The organism is Sutcliffiella sp. NPDC057660, from assembly GCF_042800035.1.
Taxonomy (GTDB): domain Bacteria; phylum Bacillota; class Bacilli; order Bacillales; family Bacillaceae_I; genus Sutcliffiella_A.
In genome coordinates, this window is record NZ_JBHVHV010000006.1 from 229,512 (window position 1) to 243,894 (window position 14,383).

16 protein-coding genes are annotated in these 14,383 nt (G+C 44.0%); 4 read left to right on the forward strand and 12 right to left on the reverse strand.

Annotation, left to right across the window (positions count from 1 at the left end):
- Window positions 1-347: 347 nt before the first annotated feature.
- Window positions 348-512 (forward strand): hypothetical protein, encoded by a 165-nt coding sequence (locus tag ACFVAD_RS08655; protein ID WP_386638203.1) that lies wholly within the window; start codon window positions 348-350, stop codon window positions 510-512.
- A 106-nt stretch (window positions 513-618) separates the two neighbouring features.
- Here ACFVAD_RS08655 and ACFVAD_RS08660 read toward each other — a convergent pair whose 3' ends face one another.
- The 5 genes from ACFVAD_RS08660 to ACFVAD_RS08680 all read right to left on the reverse strand — a co-directional run bounded on the left by ACFVAD_RS08660 (window position 619) and on the right by ACFVAD_RS08680 (window position 4,804).
- Window positions 619-753 carry a hypothetical protein gene (locus ACFVAD_RS08660; protein WP_386638206.1) on the reverse strand — a complete coding sequence of 45 codons (135 nt, stop codon included), beginning with the start codon at window positions 751-753 and terminating at the stop codon, window positions 619-621.
- Window positions 754-780: 27 nt separating this feature from the next.
- Window positions 781-2,019, reverse strand: a complete 1,239-nt coding sequence (locus tag ACFVAD_RS08665) for a S1C family serine protease (RefSeq protein WP_386638209.1) — start codon at window positions 2,017-2,019, stop codon at window positions 781-783.
- A gap of 116 nt (window positions 2,020-2,135) precedes the next feature.
- The gene (locus ACFVAD_RS08670) at window positions 2,136-3,551 is read right to left on the reverse strand and encodes a sensor histidine kinase (RefSeq protein ID WP_386638212.1); all 1,416 of its coding nucleotides are present in this window, start codon (window positions 3,549-3,551) and stop codon (window positions 2,136-2,138) included.
- Window positions 3,548-4,228: a response regulator transcription factor gene (locus ACFVAD_RS08675; protein WP_386638336.1), complete on the reverse strand. Its 681-nt coding sequence runs from the start codon at window positions 4,226-4,228 to the stop codon at window positions 3,548-3,550. The genes ACFVAD_RS08670 and ACFVAD_RS08675 overlap by 4 nt, the downstream gene beginning before the upstream one ends.
- A gap of 207 nt (window positions 4,229-4,435) precedes the next feature.
- Entirely contained in the window at window positions 4,436-4,804 is a 369-nt protein-coding gene (locus tag ACFVAD_RS08680) for a DnaJ family domain-containing protein (RefSeq protein ID WP_386638215.1), read from the reverse strand.
- A gap of 194 nt (window positions 4,805-4,998) precedes the next feature.
- Here ACFVAD_RS08680 and ACFVAD_RS08685 point away from each other — a divergent pair, with 194 nt between their 5' ends.
- Window positions 4,999-6,294: an NCS2 family permease gene (locus ACFVAD_RS08685; protein WP_386638218.1), complete on the forward strand. Its 1,296-nt coding sequence runs from the start codon at window positions 4,999-5,001 to the stop codon at window positions 6,292-6,294.
- 114 nt (window positions 6,295-6,408) lie between these two features.
- Here the strand turns inward: ACFVAD_RS08685 and ACFVAD_RS08690 are convergent, their stop codons facing one another.
- From ACFVAD_RS08690 to ACFVAD_RS08700, 3 genes are all read right to left on the reverse strand, one after another.
- On the reverse strand, window positions 6,409-6,855 hold the full coding sequence (locus tag ACFVAD_RS08690; protein WP_386638221.1) for an NUDIX domain-containing protein: 447 nt from the start codon (window positions 6,853-6,855) through the stop codon (window positions 6,409-6,411).
- 220 nt (window positions 6,856-7,075) lie between these two features.
- Entirely contained in the window at window positions 7,076-7,399 is a 324-nt protein-coding gene (locus ACFVAD_RS08695; protein ID WP_386638224.1) for a hypothetical protein, read from the reverse strand.
- Window positions 7,400-7,670: 271 nt separating this feature from the next.
- Entirely contained in the window at window positions 7,671-8,231 is a 561-nt protein-coding gene (locus ACFVAD_RS08700; protein WP_386638227.1) for a hypothetical protein, read from the reverse strand.
- A gap of 244 nt (window positions 8,232-8,475) precedes the next feature.
- On the opposite strand from ACFVAD_RS08700, the gene mreBH reads away from it, so the two are divergent.
- Window positions 8,476-9,483, forward strand: coding sequence for a rod-share determining protein MreBH (gene mreBH, locus ACFVAD_RS08705; RefSeq protein WP_386638230.1), 1,008 nt, complete (start codon window positions 8,476-8,478; stop codon window positions 9,481-9,483).
- Between the two features lie 113 nt (window positions 9,484-9,596).
- On the opposite strand, the gene ACFVAD_RS08710 is transcribed toward mreBH, so the two are convergent.
- On the reverse strand, window positions 9,597-10,352 hold the full coding sequence (locus ACFVAD_RS08710; protein ID WP_386638233.1) for an AAA family ATPase: 756 nt from the start codon (window positions 10,350-10,352) through the stop codon (window positions 9,597-9,599).
- A gap of 329 nt (window positions 10,353-10,681) precedes the next feature.
- Here ACFVAD_RS08710 and ACFVAD_RS08715 point away from each other — a divergent pair, with 329 nt between their 5' ends.
- Entirely contained in the window at window positions 10,682-11,233 is a 552-nt protein-coding gene (locus tag ACFVAD_RS08715) for a DJ-1/PfpI family protein (RefSeq protein WP_386638236.1), read from the forward strand.
- A 51-nt stretch (window positions 11,234-11,284) separates the two neighbouring features.
- On the opposite strand, the gene ACFVAD_RS08720 is transcribed toward ACFVAD_RS08715, so the two are convergent.
- The 3 genes from ACFVAD_RS08720 to ACFVAD_RS08730 form a co-directional block, all read right to left on the reverse strand.
- Window positions 11,285-12,004 carry a YebC/PmpR family DNA-binding transcriptional regulator gene (locus ACFVAD_RS08720; RefSeq protein WP_386638239.1) on the reverse strand — a complete coding sequence of 240 codons (720 nt, stop codon included), beginning with the start codon at window positions 12,002-12,004 and terminating at the stop codon, window positions 11,285-11,287.
- Between the two features lie 110 nt (window positions 12,005-12,114).
- A complete protein-coding gene (locus ACFVAD_RS08725; RefSeq protein WP_386638242.1) occupies window positions 12,115-13,251 on the reverse strand; it encodes a glycerate kinase in 1,137 nt (378 codons plus the stop codon).
- 12 nt (window positions 13,252-13,263) lie between these two features.
- A complete protein-coding gene (locus ACFVAD_RS08730; protein ID WP_386638245.1) occupies window positions 13,264-14,355 on the reverse strand; it encodes a nitric oxide synthase oxygenase in 1,092 nt (363 codons plus the stop codon).
- Between the last annotated feature and the right edge of the window lie 28 nt (window positions 14,356-14,383).

Below are 14,383 nucleotides of genomic sequence, written 5' to 3' on the forward strand. Positions count from 1 at the left end.
TGCTGCTCTTTGCTGAAATGGAGGAAGCTTTTTTATTTTTGTAAAGTGGATAGAATGAGATACGTTTTGGATAGAATAACAGAGGTTCCGGATAGAAAATTATTGATTTCGGATAGATTAACGACGATTTTGGATAAATTAGACGTCAAAGTGGATAGATTCCGGTTTTTGGAGCATATCACCCCCTTCGAGTATTTGCTCTGTTTAGCTCTATGATCCCGACTTGACACATCCAATCTATAAAAAACAAAAATTTTATTAGAAAAATAGTTTTTTTAGGTATATAAATCTAGCAAACTGGGAATTACTATAGAAAATACTAAAAAAAATAAAACGAGGTGCTGAACATGCTAGTAGCAAAGAGATATTTCTTAACCGATATGGAACGTGAAAGTGTAGAGCAAACGCTAATGGATAAAGGTCACCTGCGTCAGAACCTACTTAGCTTAGATGATGAGGAAATTATTCATATATATCAAAAAATCATGGTAGATCAACTTATCACCAAATAAGAAACTTTTTAGGTAAAACAAAATCGCTACAACCTCCTTACGGAAAGGAGGTTGTAGCGATTTTTTCATTTATGTTAAGGGGGGAGGAAACATAAATTACTGTGTTTTATTGGGGGCTTAACCCTTTTATCAGGTCAAGCCTTGGCTTGCATACTTCCACATTGATGCCTTTTTTCTTGTATTTTTCCACTATTTTGCGAACATCGATACCTTTTTTCTCTTTGCCAGTCGTTTTTTGCATAGTTTAGATCGCCTCTATTCGTCGAATTTAAAACATTTGTTTTACTAACGTCATTTCAGCTTCCTGCAATTGACCATTTCGATAGAACGACACTTTCACTTTGTCTCCAATTTGCTTTTCATTGTACAGGAATTTGCGAAGCCCTAATGCATCCTTGATCTCCTGTCCATCCAGTTTTACGATGACATCATATTCCTTGATTCCCGCCTTTTCGGCCGGTGACATTTTCTCCACACCAGTCACTACTATTCCGTTTTCAACTTCTTCCGGAAGCTTCAGTGTTGTGCGCTGCTGTTCCAGTGGGACATCAGATAGGGAGGCAAGACCGACACCCATAAATGGCCGTTGCACCTCTGCATGCTGCTCCAGATCTTCAATGATTGGTTTTACTGCTGAAATCGGGATTGCAAAGCCTAGGCCTTCAATCTCGGACTGGGCGATTTTCATCGAGTTGATTCCGATGACTTCTCCTCGCAGATTGATCAATGCTCCGCCACTGTTGCCAGGATTGATGGCTGCATCGGTCTGGATGACATCCGCTTCCCAATCCGGCTGTCCGTCTTGATTTATGTCAACGGGGATGATCCGTTCTTTTCCACTGATGATGCCCTGCGTCACTGATCCGAAGAATTCAAGTCCAAGCGGATTACCGATTGCGATGACCGGTTCACCCAAAGTGATGGATTCTGAACTTCCGAAGGTTGCAACCTTGCTGACTTTTGATCCATCCACGGTGAGTACGGCAAGATCTGTCAGTGCATCACTTCCTACTACAGTTGCTTCGACTCTGCTGCCGTCAGCCATGCTGACCTCCACTTTGGAAGCTCCGTCTATTACGTGGGCGTTTGTGACGATGTATGCTTTACCGTTCTCTTTCTTATATACGACCCCTGAGCCTGTTCCCGCTTCCTGGGAAGATTGGGAAGGTCTTGGATCGAATAGTGAATTTCTTCCTTCTTGTATATTTACTACCCCAACTACGGCGTCAGAAACTCTTTCAACCGAAGTTGTTACATTTGTTTGTATCTGTTTGAAGTCAACCTGCTCCGTCTGTATGTTTGCAGTGCTCGTTTCTACTGTTGGAGGCGTTTCTTGGCCCTGTGTTTCATTATCGATATATAATCCCCAATCCATCAGGACCGGCAGCATGGAGACTACCCCAAGTGCTCCGACAATCCCTCCTGAAACGGAAGCAATCATCACTTTACCGAAGGATCTATCCTTTCTCGAACGTGACTGGTTCACATGTTCATCGTAATATCCCATTTCATTTTCACCTCATCTTGTTTTTTCCAAATTCATCAATGAAATATTCTATACTTATATTTAACCGTATTGTGATGAAAACAATCTTAAAGAAAAATTAGATTTTGATGAGAAATTTAAGATGGAAGTTTTTCTATATCAAATTGCAGTTGAATGTCGGTCCATTCCCCTTCTTTACTGTCAGCTTCAATCAAACCATTATAGTTGTGGACAATGCGCTTGGCGATTGAAAGTCCCAACCCTTGTCCACCTTTTTCCCTGCTTCGCGCCTTATCCACGCGGTAGAAGCGGTTAAATATTTTTTTCAGGTCTTCCTTCGGGATGCCGATGCCATAGTCCTTGATGTGGCAGGTAAACTTGTCTGCTTTTTTCTCAGCTATAATTTCCACCTTAGTGGATTCCTTGGAATACTTCACGGCATTGTCCAGGAGGATGATCAAAAGCTGTTCAAAGTGGCGATCGGCCATTTGAATCGATATATCCTCTTTTAATCTGTTTTCAAATGTAAATGAAAACTCCGGATGCAGCAGGGTGAATTTCTTAATCAGCTCTTCTATAACAGGGACTGGATTTATGACATCATCGCCGATCTCGAATCGGTCGGACTCCAGTCTTGTCAGCTCCAGCAATTCAAATACGAGCATTTTCAGGCGCTCCACCTCTTGCTGGGAGGCTTTCAGGGATTCTTCCAGTACATCAGGGTCATTTTTACCCCATCGGTTGAGCATGGACAGGTGACCTTCGAGGATGGATATCGGCGTTCTCAGCTCGTGGGATGCATCCTCCACAAATTGCTTCTGCTTTTGAAAGGATGTTTCTACATCTGTCATCATTTCGTTGAACATATTGGAGATGTCGGCAATCTCATCCTTTTCGTTGCTATCCTGAGGAACACGCTCCTTGAATCCTCGCTTTTTGATCCGCTTCATCGTATCCGTCAGCGCCGCAATCGGTTTAAGGAGCTTTCGTGCAATAAGCATTCCACCTACACCACTAAGAAGAATTGCCCCGGCTCCCGCTGACCAGGTAACAAGGAAAATGAGTTTCCTTAGCCGTTCGTAGTTTTTCAGGTCCCTGATAATTTCTATGTATCCGATAAAACCGTTTGTAATGACCGGCTGGCGGTGAATGAGATAATGCTTTCCGTTTACCTTCACATGCTCGAGATTATCGCTGTCCACCGGAGTCACGAGCAGCTCTTGCGGAAGATTGGTCGCTACTGCAAGAACAAGGTTTCCTTCCCGGTCTATTATTCGGATAAGCTCATTGGCTTCATTTACTTTTTCCAAAAAACCGCTGCTATATATGATTTCTGTGCGGTCGACCAGAAAAGGCTTGTCTGCCAGGTAGGCTTGGACTTCATTCATCTTGTCCTGGATATTCCGCTCCTCCTGGTCGATCATCCACGTTCTCATCACATAGTATTGAATGGAATTATAGGTTACAAATAAGATGAACAGCACTAAAGACGACCAGAGGGTAATTTTCCATCGGATCGGCAGCTGATAAAAGAAGTTGGTTATTTTCGTCATTTTCTCATCACATAACCCGTCCCGCGCACCGTCTGGATATAGCTTTCTCCGCCCGGCTTATCAATCTTGTTCCTTAGGTATCGCACATACACATCCACCACATTCGTTTCTGCATAGGTTCCGAGTTCCCATACTTTTTCAAGGAGAAGCTCCCTGGTCAGGACCCGATTGATATTGGTCATGAAAACGACCAATAGATCGAACTCCCTTTTCGTCAGCTCGATCAATTTCTTATCCCGGTGTACGGTTCTGGCATCAAGATCCACTTCCAGCTCCTGAAAGGTCAGGTTTTTCGTAATGGATGCCGATTTCTTTCCTTCGAGCCTACGCAACAGGGCACGTATTCTCGCAAGCAGCTCCTCGATGGCAAATGGCTTGGACATATAATCATCGGCCCCACTATCAAGGCCCGATACCTTGTCCATCACACTATCCCTTGCTGTGAGCATGATGATCGGCGTATCTTTTGCCGCCCGGATCCTGCGGCACACTTCCATCCCGCTCAAGCCCGGCAGCATCAGGTCCAAGAGAATGACATCCCATTCCTCATTTATCGCTAAGTCAAGGCCCGCTCTTCCATCATACGCAGTGGCGATCGTGAAGCCTTCATATTGTAGTTCCAGCTCAATAAAGCGCGCCAGATTCTTTTCATCTTCTATTATAAGTACTTTACACATCTCTCCACCTCCAAGTATAAGTGGCACCTTGCTTACAGTGTAGTCTATTACCTTAAAAATCAATCGCAAAACTCCTATATATTAATAGTACCTAAAATTCCTTCCTCACGGCATGAGAATTTGATGAGAATTAAAAACGTAATGATTGTAATTTTGCTGAAATGAATGGAGAAAGAAAAAAAACCTGATACGTCATGCATCAGGCCCTTACTTGAAACGTTCATCAATCCGGTTCTGGTAATTCTTGAACACTGCCGAATTGTTTTCCTTCTTTTTCTTTTGGATAAGCTGATTGAGCCGGAACTGCTTTTCGTTGAGCCTTCTCGTCAGACGCTCCTCTTCAAGGTCATCGTGGGCTCCTTTTATCAGGTCCTCCAAGTACTCCATCTCGCTACGCAGCTGCTCTTCCTCCATCATGCCTGAATTTTTCATCATTTTATACGCCATGCGCATTTCAGGCGGAACATGGGATAAGTCCTCCAGCTCCAGTGGTTTTCCGTAACCGGGCAAGTTCTCAAATTCGCCGTCTTCATAGGCCTTGCGTATCTTTTCTTCCGTCAATCGAAAAAAGTCCATCCCATCACCCTTTTCCTTTGCGTTACTTATAGTATACCCGAAGATTTTCAATTTGATTGTGAATGTTTTCTGAACATTCCAACATAATGTTTTCGAATTTTACTATTGTCGTTTTCTTCTTATAGACTTATAATACTAGTTTGTGGGTCCTGCGAGACCGGGTGGGAGAGGGAAACTGAATAAGGTGTTTTACTATGCTTCAATGGATAAAGTCTTCTTTTGATTTGCCTGGCCATGAAACCACGTTAAAGCGTGAAATGATGGCAGGTATGATATCATTCTTTACCATTGTGTACATTATTGCTGTCAACGGAACGATTCTTGCAGAAGCAGGAATCCCAATTGAAGCTGGAATCATTGCCACCATCCTTACTTGTGTAGTGGGTTGCTGGCTGATGGGATTCTGGGCAAATGCCCCGATCATCCTTGTTCCAGGTATGGGAATCAACGCGATGTTCACATATACATTGGTTCATTCCATGGGATTATCCTGGCAGGAGGCGTTGGGTGTAGTAGTGATTTCTGGGGTGATCGTGACCGTGATTTCGTTTACGAAGCTTTCTCAATTACTGCTAGAAGCAATTCCAAACTCTTTAAAGCATGCAATAACAGTCGGCTTGGGCTTGTTTTTAACCTTGATCGGGTTGGAAAAAGGCGGCCTTGTGACAAAAGGCGATAATTCGCTATTGGCACTTGGTGATGTGTCGAGTCCTTATGTGATCGCAACCATCCTTTCTGTCATCCTTGCTGTTATTCTGTTCATGCGCAATGTTCCTGCCAACTTTCTGATCAGTATGATTGTCGGTACAGGTATTGCTGCAGCTTTAGGAGTGGTAAGCTTTTCCGATGTAGGTGGAAATGCATTGCCATTGGATAGCTATGCTTCCTTATTCGGTGCCGTTTCATTTGCAAAGATTGGAGAGTTTACGTTTTTAGTAGCTGTCTTCTCTTTAACGATGGTTCTCTTATTTGAGAACATCGGGCTGATAAATGGTCACCTGAGTATGATCAAGCGTCCGGAAAAATTCAAGCGTTCCTTCCAGGCAAACGGGATTTCCGTTCTTACGAGCGGACTATTCGGCACAAGTCCAACTGTTTCCACAGTGGAAAGTGCTGCCGGTATTGCTGCAGGAGGACGAACTGGTGTGACAGCCATTGTGACAGGAAGCTTATTTTTGCTTTCCATTTTTGCGATTCCTTTCATCAAGATCATCCCTGGAAGCGCGATTGCCCCAATTCTGATCATCATCGGGGTTCTGATGCTGCAAAGCGTCAAACAGATCGACTTCCAAGATCTTTCAGAAGGATTCCCGGCATTCCTTGTAATTGTAATGATTCCATTCTCTTACAGTATCGCTGACGGAATCGCATTTGGATTCATTGCCTACCCGCTGGTTAAACTTGCACTCGGCAAAGCAAAAGAAGTATCCGCACCGCTCTATGTAATCGCGGCGCTGTTCTTCCTGACATTCCTGACAAATGTGCATTAATGATAGATTGTTCGTTTAATTAGTGAAAAAAATCCCTGCCAGGGGCCAGACCCCGGCAGGGATTTTTTCATTTATGTCGAAACCCCTTTTTCACCGCATGCCCATGAGGTCCGTTTACCGCACAAATGCTGCTCTTCGGTCGGAGAATGCGTCAACAAGCCATCTCGGGTGCATGGGCAGGAGGTCGTGCGGCAGTCTGTTTGGGGCAAAGTAGTCGATTTCGATTAGTGCTTTGTTCTTCTTTTCTGTTGTTCCACCTGTTATCTCGGCTTCGAAGTAGGAGGTGACAAACTGCACCAATCTTCCATCCGGGTATTCGAATGTCTGGGATTCGGGATCGGAATATACCCCGATCAGACGGTGCGGATCGACAATCAACCCGGTGTCCTCATAGACCTCGCGCACTGCTGCCTCCTCGACCGTTTCACCAGGCATCACATGTCCGGCAGGGATGGTCCATAGCCCGACATCCGCTCTTTTTTGAAGCAGTATTCTTTTTTGTTTATCGAAAATTATCACTGCAACAGCAGGATACATATTGATTGGTTTTTGCTTATTCATAGGAATACTCCTAACACATCGTTTTTACAATAGTCTATCGCGGTCCCCATCCACTTTCAACGGAAACCACTTGCCAGTATGAAAAATAGGCCATTTATACAAGTGAAATATTCCAGATTATGCATTTAACTGGTCTAAACCTACCCATTTTCTTATGTACCCCCATAAAAGCTGCAGCAAGCATTAGCCTTCCAATCAAAAGGAAAAACCAGCGTGCTCCTTACACCCGCTGGTTCAATCCGTTCATCGTCTTAATTTCCTCTTTGGTCATTTCCGTACCCAGTTCATAGATGGATACAAAGATTTTGTCCAAAATGAGCTGCTGCTTGTCCCGGTGCTCCTGGGTGCTTTTTTCATTCAACGGGGCTTTAAATCCATCAAAGCTGTATTCAGAACCGTTCAGTTCGTCGAACAGTACTTCAAGTTCCCTTATCTCTTCATTTGTTGCCAGCACCTCATAATATTTAACCTGGTCATCGAATGGTTCACGGTGTATCTTACCAGTTTCCATCGTTACATAATATAGATACTTATCCATCATCATTTCCCTCCAGATTCCAAATCCGAGTATCGGTTATTGCGTTCTTGGAGTCTTTTTTCTTTCTTTGAAATATTTATAGCCTTCCTTTGCCAAAATCGGCAACACTGCAATGAATACTCTCCGAAATAATTTTCCCATGAATATCGCCTCCTAAGCTTTATACCGTATATCTACCCCTGCCATTTGAAAATAAAACAACTAACGTGTGTACAAGCTTCTTTACAATGTTTCAAGGAAACAAAAGCACACAACGCGAAAGACGCATTGTGTGCAATCAATAAGATTTAAAATAAAAACGGATGGTTCCATCCTCTAATAGCTCATAGTTGATTTTCGCTTGATCCATTGCTGCTATCAAATTGTTTTTCTCTTCTTCCATCAACAGATCAATTCCCGCAAACTTCGCTTCTGCAGCCGTACGGGAACGGTTTCCAAGAGAATAGCCGTAAAAGGCTGCATACCTTTCTGCCAATATGGCATTCATCGTGTCCTTATGTTCAAGAAACTCCCGGGGTGCATCCAGCCCTTTGCCTTCTGCCATTCTTTGTTTTAGGGATTCCAGGTCCTCATCCACTAACGTAAAACTGTTATTCTCCCCGTTCGCATACAGCATTAAAGGTTCAGTAAGCAGTTTCGTTTCCTTCAGAAGCCTATCCGAAGTGGAGATGTATTCACTGATCCTTTTTTCCTTATTTACAGAAATTCCATCATGGAAAAGTAGGAAGGTTAATACCCCAATGATTAGTGTACAGGCTATTAAGAAGTAGGTGATTATTCGATCCAAGGAAAAGAACTCTTCCTCGGTACTTTCCTCTATTTTTCTTTTAAAAGACATAGGCACGATTCCCCGCTGGTTTTTCTCCAATATACCATAAAATGACTATATTTCCCACTAAAGGGTATACATCTAGGTGGAAGGAGTGGAAAAATCAAGTAAATAGAAAAGACTAGTATTCTTCTTTATTTTTACAAGAAGTAGATTACCATATTATTCTATTACTTTTACCCCCACAAAACGACATAATTCTTAGAACGTATATAAGAGACCTAAACTAAAAGAATGATTGGGTGAAGTGACTATGTTTTCAACAACGGAAATTGGTATTGACTTAGGTACAGCGAATACGCTGGTATACAGTAAAACTAAAGGGATCGTGTTCAATGAACCGTCCGTAGTGGCAATTGATTTAGAAACTAAGGCTGTTCTTGCAGTAGGAACAGAAGCAAAGAATATGATTGGTAAAACTCCTGGCAGAATCGTTGCCGTTCGACCTTTAAAAGATGGTGTTATCGCAGATTTTGACATCACCACCAGCATGCTTAAACAAATCATGAAACAAGCAGGAAAAGCGATGGGCTTCTCCATCCGTAAACCAAGTGTGGTAGTTTGTACACCATCCGGTTCAACATCAGTGGAACGCAGAGCGATCCAGGATGCCGTGAAAAATTGCGGCGCGAAGCATGTTCATCTGATTGAAGAGCCGGTAGCAGCTGCAATCGGGGCCGATCTCCCTGTAGACGAGCCAGTGGCAAACGTGGTTGTCGACATCGGCGGTGGAACAACTGAAGTGGCGATCATCTCCTATGGTGGCGTTGTTTCCTGTAACTCCATCCGTGTTGGCGGAGACCAGTTTGACGAGGATATCGTTCATCACGTGCGCAAGAACTACAACCTTCTAATCGGGGAACGTACAGCTGAGCAGATCAAGATGACAATCGGCTATGCATTAGTCGAGCACGAAGAATTGTCAATGGAAATCCGCGGCCGTGATCTTGTTACAGGTTTACCGAAAACAATTGAATTGCATTCTACTGAAATTCAAAAATCCATCAGAGAATCTCTGCTGCACATTCTTGAAGCAATCCGTGCCACATTAGAGGATTGCCCACCGGAACTGAGTGGGGACATCGTTGACAGAGGTGTCATCATCACTGGTGGCGGGGCATTGCTGAATGGCATGCAGGAATGGTTGAGCAACGAGATTGTCGTTCCTGTTTATATAGCTCCTAATCCTTTGGAATCTGTTGCAATTGGAACAGGGAAATCTTTGACGTTCCTTCATAAATTGCAGAAGGCTGCGACTTAATTAATCTAGTAAAAAAGAGCCTGCCCCAAGAATCGGTCATTTTTGACCGGACTATGGGGCTGCTCTTTTTTGTTTACTTTTCCAGGTTCGGACCCTGCCATTGTGTCTGTAGATTATTGAAATAGATGATATAGTAACCGATCCTTATTTTCAAAAAACTGTTTCATAACCGAATAGTGATTTGTGTCCTCCAATAATGATTCGTGCATGCCATCTTCTGTGATTTCAAAAATAGACGCATGTGGATAGGCCATGATAATAGGTGAATGCGTAGAAATGATAAATTGCGAGCCTTGATTCACAAGCTCATTTATTCTGGCGAGCATGGACATCTGCCTTAGCGGAGACAAAGCTGCTTCAGGCTCATCCAGGATATATATACCATTACCTTGAAATCGCTCCATAAATGCTGCAAAAAACGATTCCCCATGTGATTGTTCATGCAATGACTTCCCGCCAAATGAATCAATAATTCTGCGGCCCCCAGACGGCTCTTTATCCAATTCATCTATGTTGGTTGCTACATTATAAAAAGTTTCGGCCCTAAAGAAAAAATGATGCCTGGCTCTATTTACCCCTTTTATTAAACGAAGATAGTCATTCAAATCCGAATGGGAGTCATAGCTTGAAAAATTAAAATTCAGTGTGCCTCCTTCCGGATTAAATCCAAAAGAGATGGCAATTCCCTCGAGTAAGGTGGATTTCCCCATGCCGTTTTCACCAATAATGTATGTGACATTAGGATGAAATTTCAACTCTTCGAAATTCCGGATGAGAGGAAGATTAAGTGGAAAGGAATCATAGTCGGATATATGGTCTCTCTTAAGATTGACTGCCCTGATGTATTGGGAATCCTCATTCAGCTTCACAGATATTCACCTCGGTTTGTAGAAAAAAATATTTGGGCCTGGCCGTCTTAGTATTTTAATTTTGTTCTTTTAGTAAATAAAAGAATTAGTAAAAGAAAAGCAGGCTAGCGGAGCACACAAGACTCCCAGTGAATCTTGTTTCCGGAGCGGAAATCTACAGGAAACGTCACTTGTGCAATTCCTATCCAAAGCTATAAAGTATACAGAATAGGCTTAATTTTAATCTCTATAAATCAAGTATACCAATAATTCCACTATTAGTTCAGTCTTTTATTTCCAAAATAATACTGTAGAATTAGAAATATCTTACTGACAAAGGCGGAGATTAGATGGGAAAGTTCGCATGTGTTCTATTTGAAAACTGTGCAATCTGGCAGGTGACATTACTGCAGAAGTTTCTAAAAGATAATGGATGGGAGATGGAGACACTAACACATGATGGATTACCTGTTTCAACGGACGGAGGTCTGGATGTTCATGCAGCGTCATCGTTTTCTGCTGCAGATTCAAATAAATACCGGATGATCTTAATTCCAGGCGGGGAAATTACTCCATCTTTAGCAGAAAACCGAGATCTACACAACTTTCTTGAAAACTTTAACGGCTTGATTGCTGCGAGCTGTGCATCTGCTGTTCTACTAGGAGCTTCAGGTTTGATTGTTGGAAACTACACCACCATGCCGCATGTCAAAGACTTATTTTCCTCTTATTTTGCCGAAGGAACGTATATGGACTCAGATGTATATGTAAACAACAAAATCATTACCAGTAAAGGGTATGCCCATTATGAATTTATGATGGCGGTTCTGGAAAAATTGAAACTTACAGAGCAGGATACCAGACTCGAAAAAATTGCGCTGAAGCTATCTAGGAATGTATGAATTACATAAAAAACGAGTATGAACCTCTAACGGTTACATACTCGTTTTTCATTATTCCCCTAAATCCACATTATGATAAACTCGTTGAACATCCTCCAAGTCTTCCAATGCATCAATCAACTTTTCAAATTGTGCAACGGAATCTTCCGGAATTTCCACTTCATTCTGGGCAAGCATTGTCAATTCCGCTACGGTGAATTCCGTGATTCCAGCTTCCTTGAGTGCTGCCTGGATGGCATGGAATTGGTCCGGCTCGGCATAGATGATGACAGACTCTTCCTCTTCAAAGATGTCACGTGCATCAAGGTCCGCTTCCATCAGGATCTCCATGATGTCATCTTCAGTTTTTCCTTCGATACCGAAGACTGCAGTATTATCGAACATGTAGGATACGGATCCACTTACGCCCATGTTTCCGCCGTTTTTCCCGAATGCTGCCCGCACTTCGGAAGCTGTACGGTTCACGTTGTTTGTCAAGGCATCCACGATGATCATGGAGCCGTTCGGACCGAAACCTTCGTATCGAAGCTCGTCATAGCTTTCCTCACCGCCGCCCTTGGCTTTGTCAATCGCTCGGTCGATGATGTTCTTCGGTACATTGTAGGTCTTCGCACGTTCAAGCACGAATTTCAGCGCCATGTTGGACTCTGGATCCGGCTCGCCCTGCTTCGCCGCTACGTAGATCTCCAAAGCGAATTTCGAATAGACACGGCTAGTGTTGGCATCCTTCGCCGCTTTCTTCTCTTTGATATTGTTCCATTTACGACCCATATATTTCACTCTCTTTCCTGACATTAAATCCTCTAATTCCACTACCTATTATATCAGAAATTTTTGGGGAGAAATATTAAAAAAGAAGCATCCCGTTAGATGCCCCTTTGCTAGCTTCTTAGATGATAGATTTGCAGAAAACTTTTTACCGCTTTATACAAAAGCTCCGGACCAGCAGCCATCGCCTCTTCCAAAGTCATCGGCCCATCAATAATCGGAAGTGCGAGGGTGACTCCCTCCTGCACCAGTTTCTCCGCACTCTCTTCCACCATTCCCGCAAATGCGATGACAGGTATGCTATTGGCTAGAGCGATCCGCGCAATACCAACAGGCACTTTTCCATAGGCCGACTGCGCGTCAATCTTGCCTTCCCCTGTAATGACCAGGTCGGTACCATTCAGATGCTGTTCGAAATTTGCAAGCTCCAGCACAAGTTCCAATCCGCTCTTGAATTCAACATTCATAACAGACCTCAGCAGGAAACCTATTCCCCCTGCTGCTCCACTTCCCGGAAGCTCCGCCATCTTGCTCGTCCCGGTCGCCGCTTCTACTACTCTTGCGAAATTAGCCATTCCAGCCTCAAACAACTCAAGTTCCTCAGCCTTCACACCCTTTTGCGGGCCAAAGATCCGAATGGCTCCCTCGTAACCGAGCAGCGGATTCGTCACATCAGAGGCAATAATCAGCTTCACGACTGTCAACCTCGCATCGATACCCGTCAAGTCCAATCGCCCTATTTTCCAAAGCTCTCCGCCAACTCGGTCCAGCTCATTACCCGTTGTATCGAACACCTTCATCCCAAGCGCCTGCAGAATCCCGACGCCTCCATCCACCGTGGCGCTTCCTCCCAGGCCAAGAATGATCGTTTTCGCTCCTTTTTCCAACGCATGTCCGATTATTTTCCCTGTTCCAAAAGAGGAGGCTGCGTGAGGATTTAGCTCGTCTCCTATTAACAAGGGCAGTCCAGACGCAGCAGCTGTTTCGATGACGGCCACCTGCTTCTCCGGCAGCCATCCGAAGCTTGCAAGCATCTCCCGGCCAATTGGATCGTGGACACGTGTCTGCACCATTTCCCCTTTAATCGCCTGCAGAACAGCTTCTACCGTTCCTTCCCCTCCGTCTGCCATCGGAAGCTCGACAATTTCCGTATCCGGGATGACCTCGAGAATGGCTCGCTTGATTTGCTTTCCTGCCTCCACACTTGTCATGGACCCTTTAAAGGAATCCGGTGCCACAATTATTTTCATCCTGATCCTCCTTTAATAGAGCTTCTCTTGATAAAAGTAATTAGGAGTAACTATCCTGTCCTCGTAGGAATGGTGGAAAATATGCGTCGCAGCCGGTGAAACAGGCGGGATCAGCCACGCCCATTCCCCGGTTACATGGCGGCAGCTCTTCGCTTCCTGCTGTTCAAAATGCTGAAATTGCATCGCTGCAGTATGATGGTCAACGATACTGACCCCCATGTTCTTGAAGGAATGCAGGACAGCTACATTCAGTTCGATCAGCGACTTATCCTTCCATAGCGTTGCATTCGTGGTCGTATCGAGCCCCATGATGCTTGCGACCTTTGGAATCATATTGTATCGGTTTTTATCCGCAAAATTCCGCGCACCAATCTCCGTTTCCATATACCAGCCATTAAATGGAGCTGCCGTATAGAGAATCCCCCCGATTTCAAGCCTCATATCGGAAATGAGAGGCGTTCCATACCATTTCAGCTGGAGATCTTGAAACTGCGGAAGCTCCGGATGCTGAATCGGGACTTCCAACACAATGTCCCCTGGAATCGGAAACAGCTTCGGATTGCCTCCATCAATCTGCACCACTAGGGGCAGAATATCAAAATGAGATCGCGCGCCCTCCCAGCCAAGCTCCTCGCAAACCTTCGTAAAAGCAATCGAGGCAGGGTCGCCGATTGTCCCGTGCTCTGTTTCATAGCCCGCATACCTCAGCAACTGGTGGTTCAAGATTCGTATCTCCCTATCTTCCTTCCTCTCTCTGAAAATAGTAATCGTTGGCCTGATTTTCCCTTTATTTGTGGCAAAATCGATATGATGAAGGAGTGCTTTCGCTATTGTCTCTTCGTTGTCCAAAAGCCTTCTATCGATTACATGAAGCGCATTCCAAAACAGCCGGCCAATACAGCGATTGCTGTTGCGCCAAGCCATTTTCGCCCCATGCTCCAATTCCTCATATGTATGCTCGTACGTTCCATTGATTTGTATATCATCTTTTATTTCCTTTAGCCTCAGGGCAAGCTCTTCCGATGACTTTTCAAGTTCGGAATAGCACTGTTTGATAAATTCCTCCGCCTTCTGAAGGAGAGTTTGCTTTTTTTCTGACAACATGTCCACCTCAAAATTGAATTCCTTGCCC

Bases quoted from the DNA above. Each gene is read 5' to 3' on its own strand.
- ACFVAD_RS08655 (WP_386638203.1), top strand. From the start codon at position 348: ATGCTAGTAGCAAAGAGATATTTCTTAACCGATATGGAACGTGAAAGT.
- ACFVAD_RS08725 (WP_386638242.1), bottom strand. From the start codon at position 13,251: ATGAAAATAATTGTGGCACCGGATTCCTTTAAAGGGTCCATGACAAGT.
- ACFVAD_RS08675 (WP_386638336.1), bottom strand. From the start codon at position 4,228: ATGTGTAAAGTACTTATAATAGAAGATGAAAAGAATCTGGCGCGCTTT.
- mreBH (WP_386638230.1), top strand. From the start codon at position 8,476: ATGTTTTCAACAACGGAAATTGGTATTGACTTAGGTACAGCGAATACG.
- ACFVAD_RS08665 (WP_386638209.1), bottom strand. From the start codon at position 2,019: ATGGGATATTACGATGAACATGTGAACCAGTCACGTTCGAGAAAGGAT.
- ACFVAD_RS08685 (WP_386638218.1), top strand. From the start codon at position 4,999: ATGCTTCAATGGATAAAGTCTTCTTTTGATTTGCCTGGCCATGAAACC.
- ACFVAD_RS08660 (WP_386638206.1), bottom strand. From the start codon at position 753: ATGCAAAAAACGACTGGCAAAGAGAAAAAAGGTATCGATGTTCGCAAA.
- ACFVAD_RS08695 (WP_386638224.1), bottom strand. From the start codon at position 7,399: ATGATGATGGATAAGTATCTATATTATGTAACGATGGAAACTGGTAAG.
- ACFVAD_RS08690 (WP_386638221.1), bottom strand. From the start codon at position 6,855: ATGAATAAGCAAAAACCAATCAATATGTATCCTGCTGTTGCAGTGATA.
- ACFVAD_RS08670 (WP_386638212.1), bottom strand. From the start codon at position 3,551: ATGACGAAAATAACCAACTTCTTTTATCAGCTGCCGATCCGATGGAAA.
- ACFVAD_RS08680 (WP_386638215.1), bottom strand. From the start codon at position 4,804: ATGGACTTTTTTCGATTGACGGAAGAAAAGATACGCAAGGCCTATGAA.
- ACFVAD_RS08715 (WP_386638236.1), top strand. From the start codon at position 10,682: ATGGGAAAGTTCGCATGTGTTCTATTTGAAAACTGTGCAATCTGGCAG.
- ACFVAD_RS08720 (WP_386638239.1), bottom strand. From the start codon at position 12,004: ATGGGTCGTAAATGGAACAATATCAAAGAGAAGAAAGCGGCGAAGGAT.
- ACFVAD_RS08730 (WP_386638245.1), bottom strand. From the start codon at position 14,355: ATGTTGTCAGAAAAAAAGCAAACTCTCCTTCAGAAGGCGGAGGAATTT.
- ACFVAD_RS08700 (WP_386638227.1), bottom strand. From the start codon at position 8,231: ATGTCTTTTAAAAGAAAAATAGAGGAAAGTACCGAGGAAGAGTTCTTT.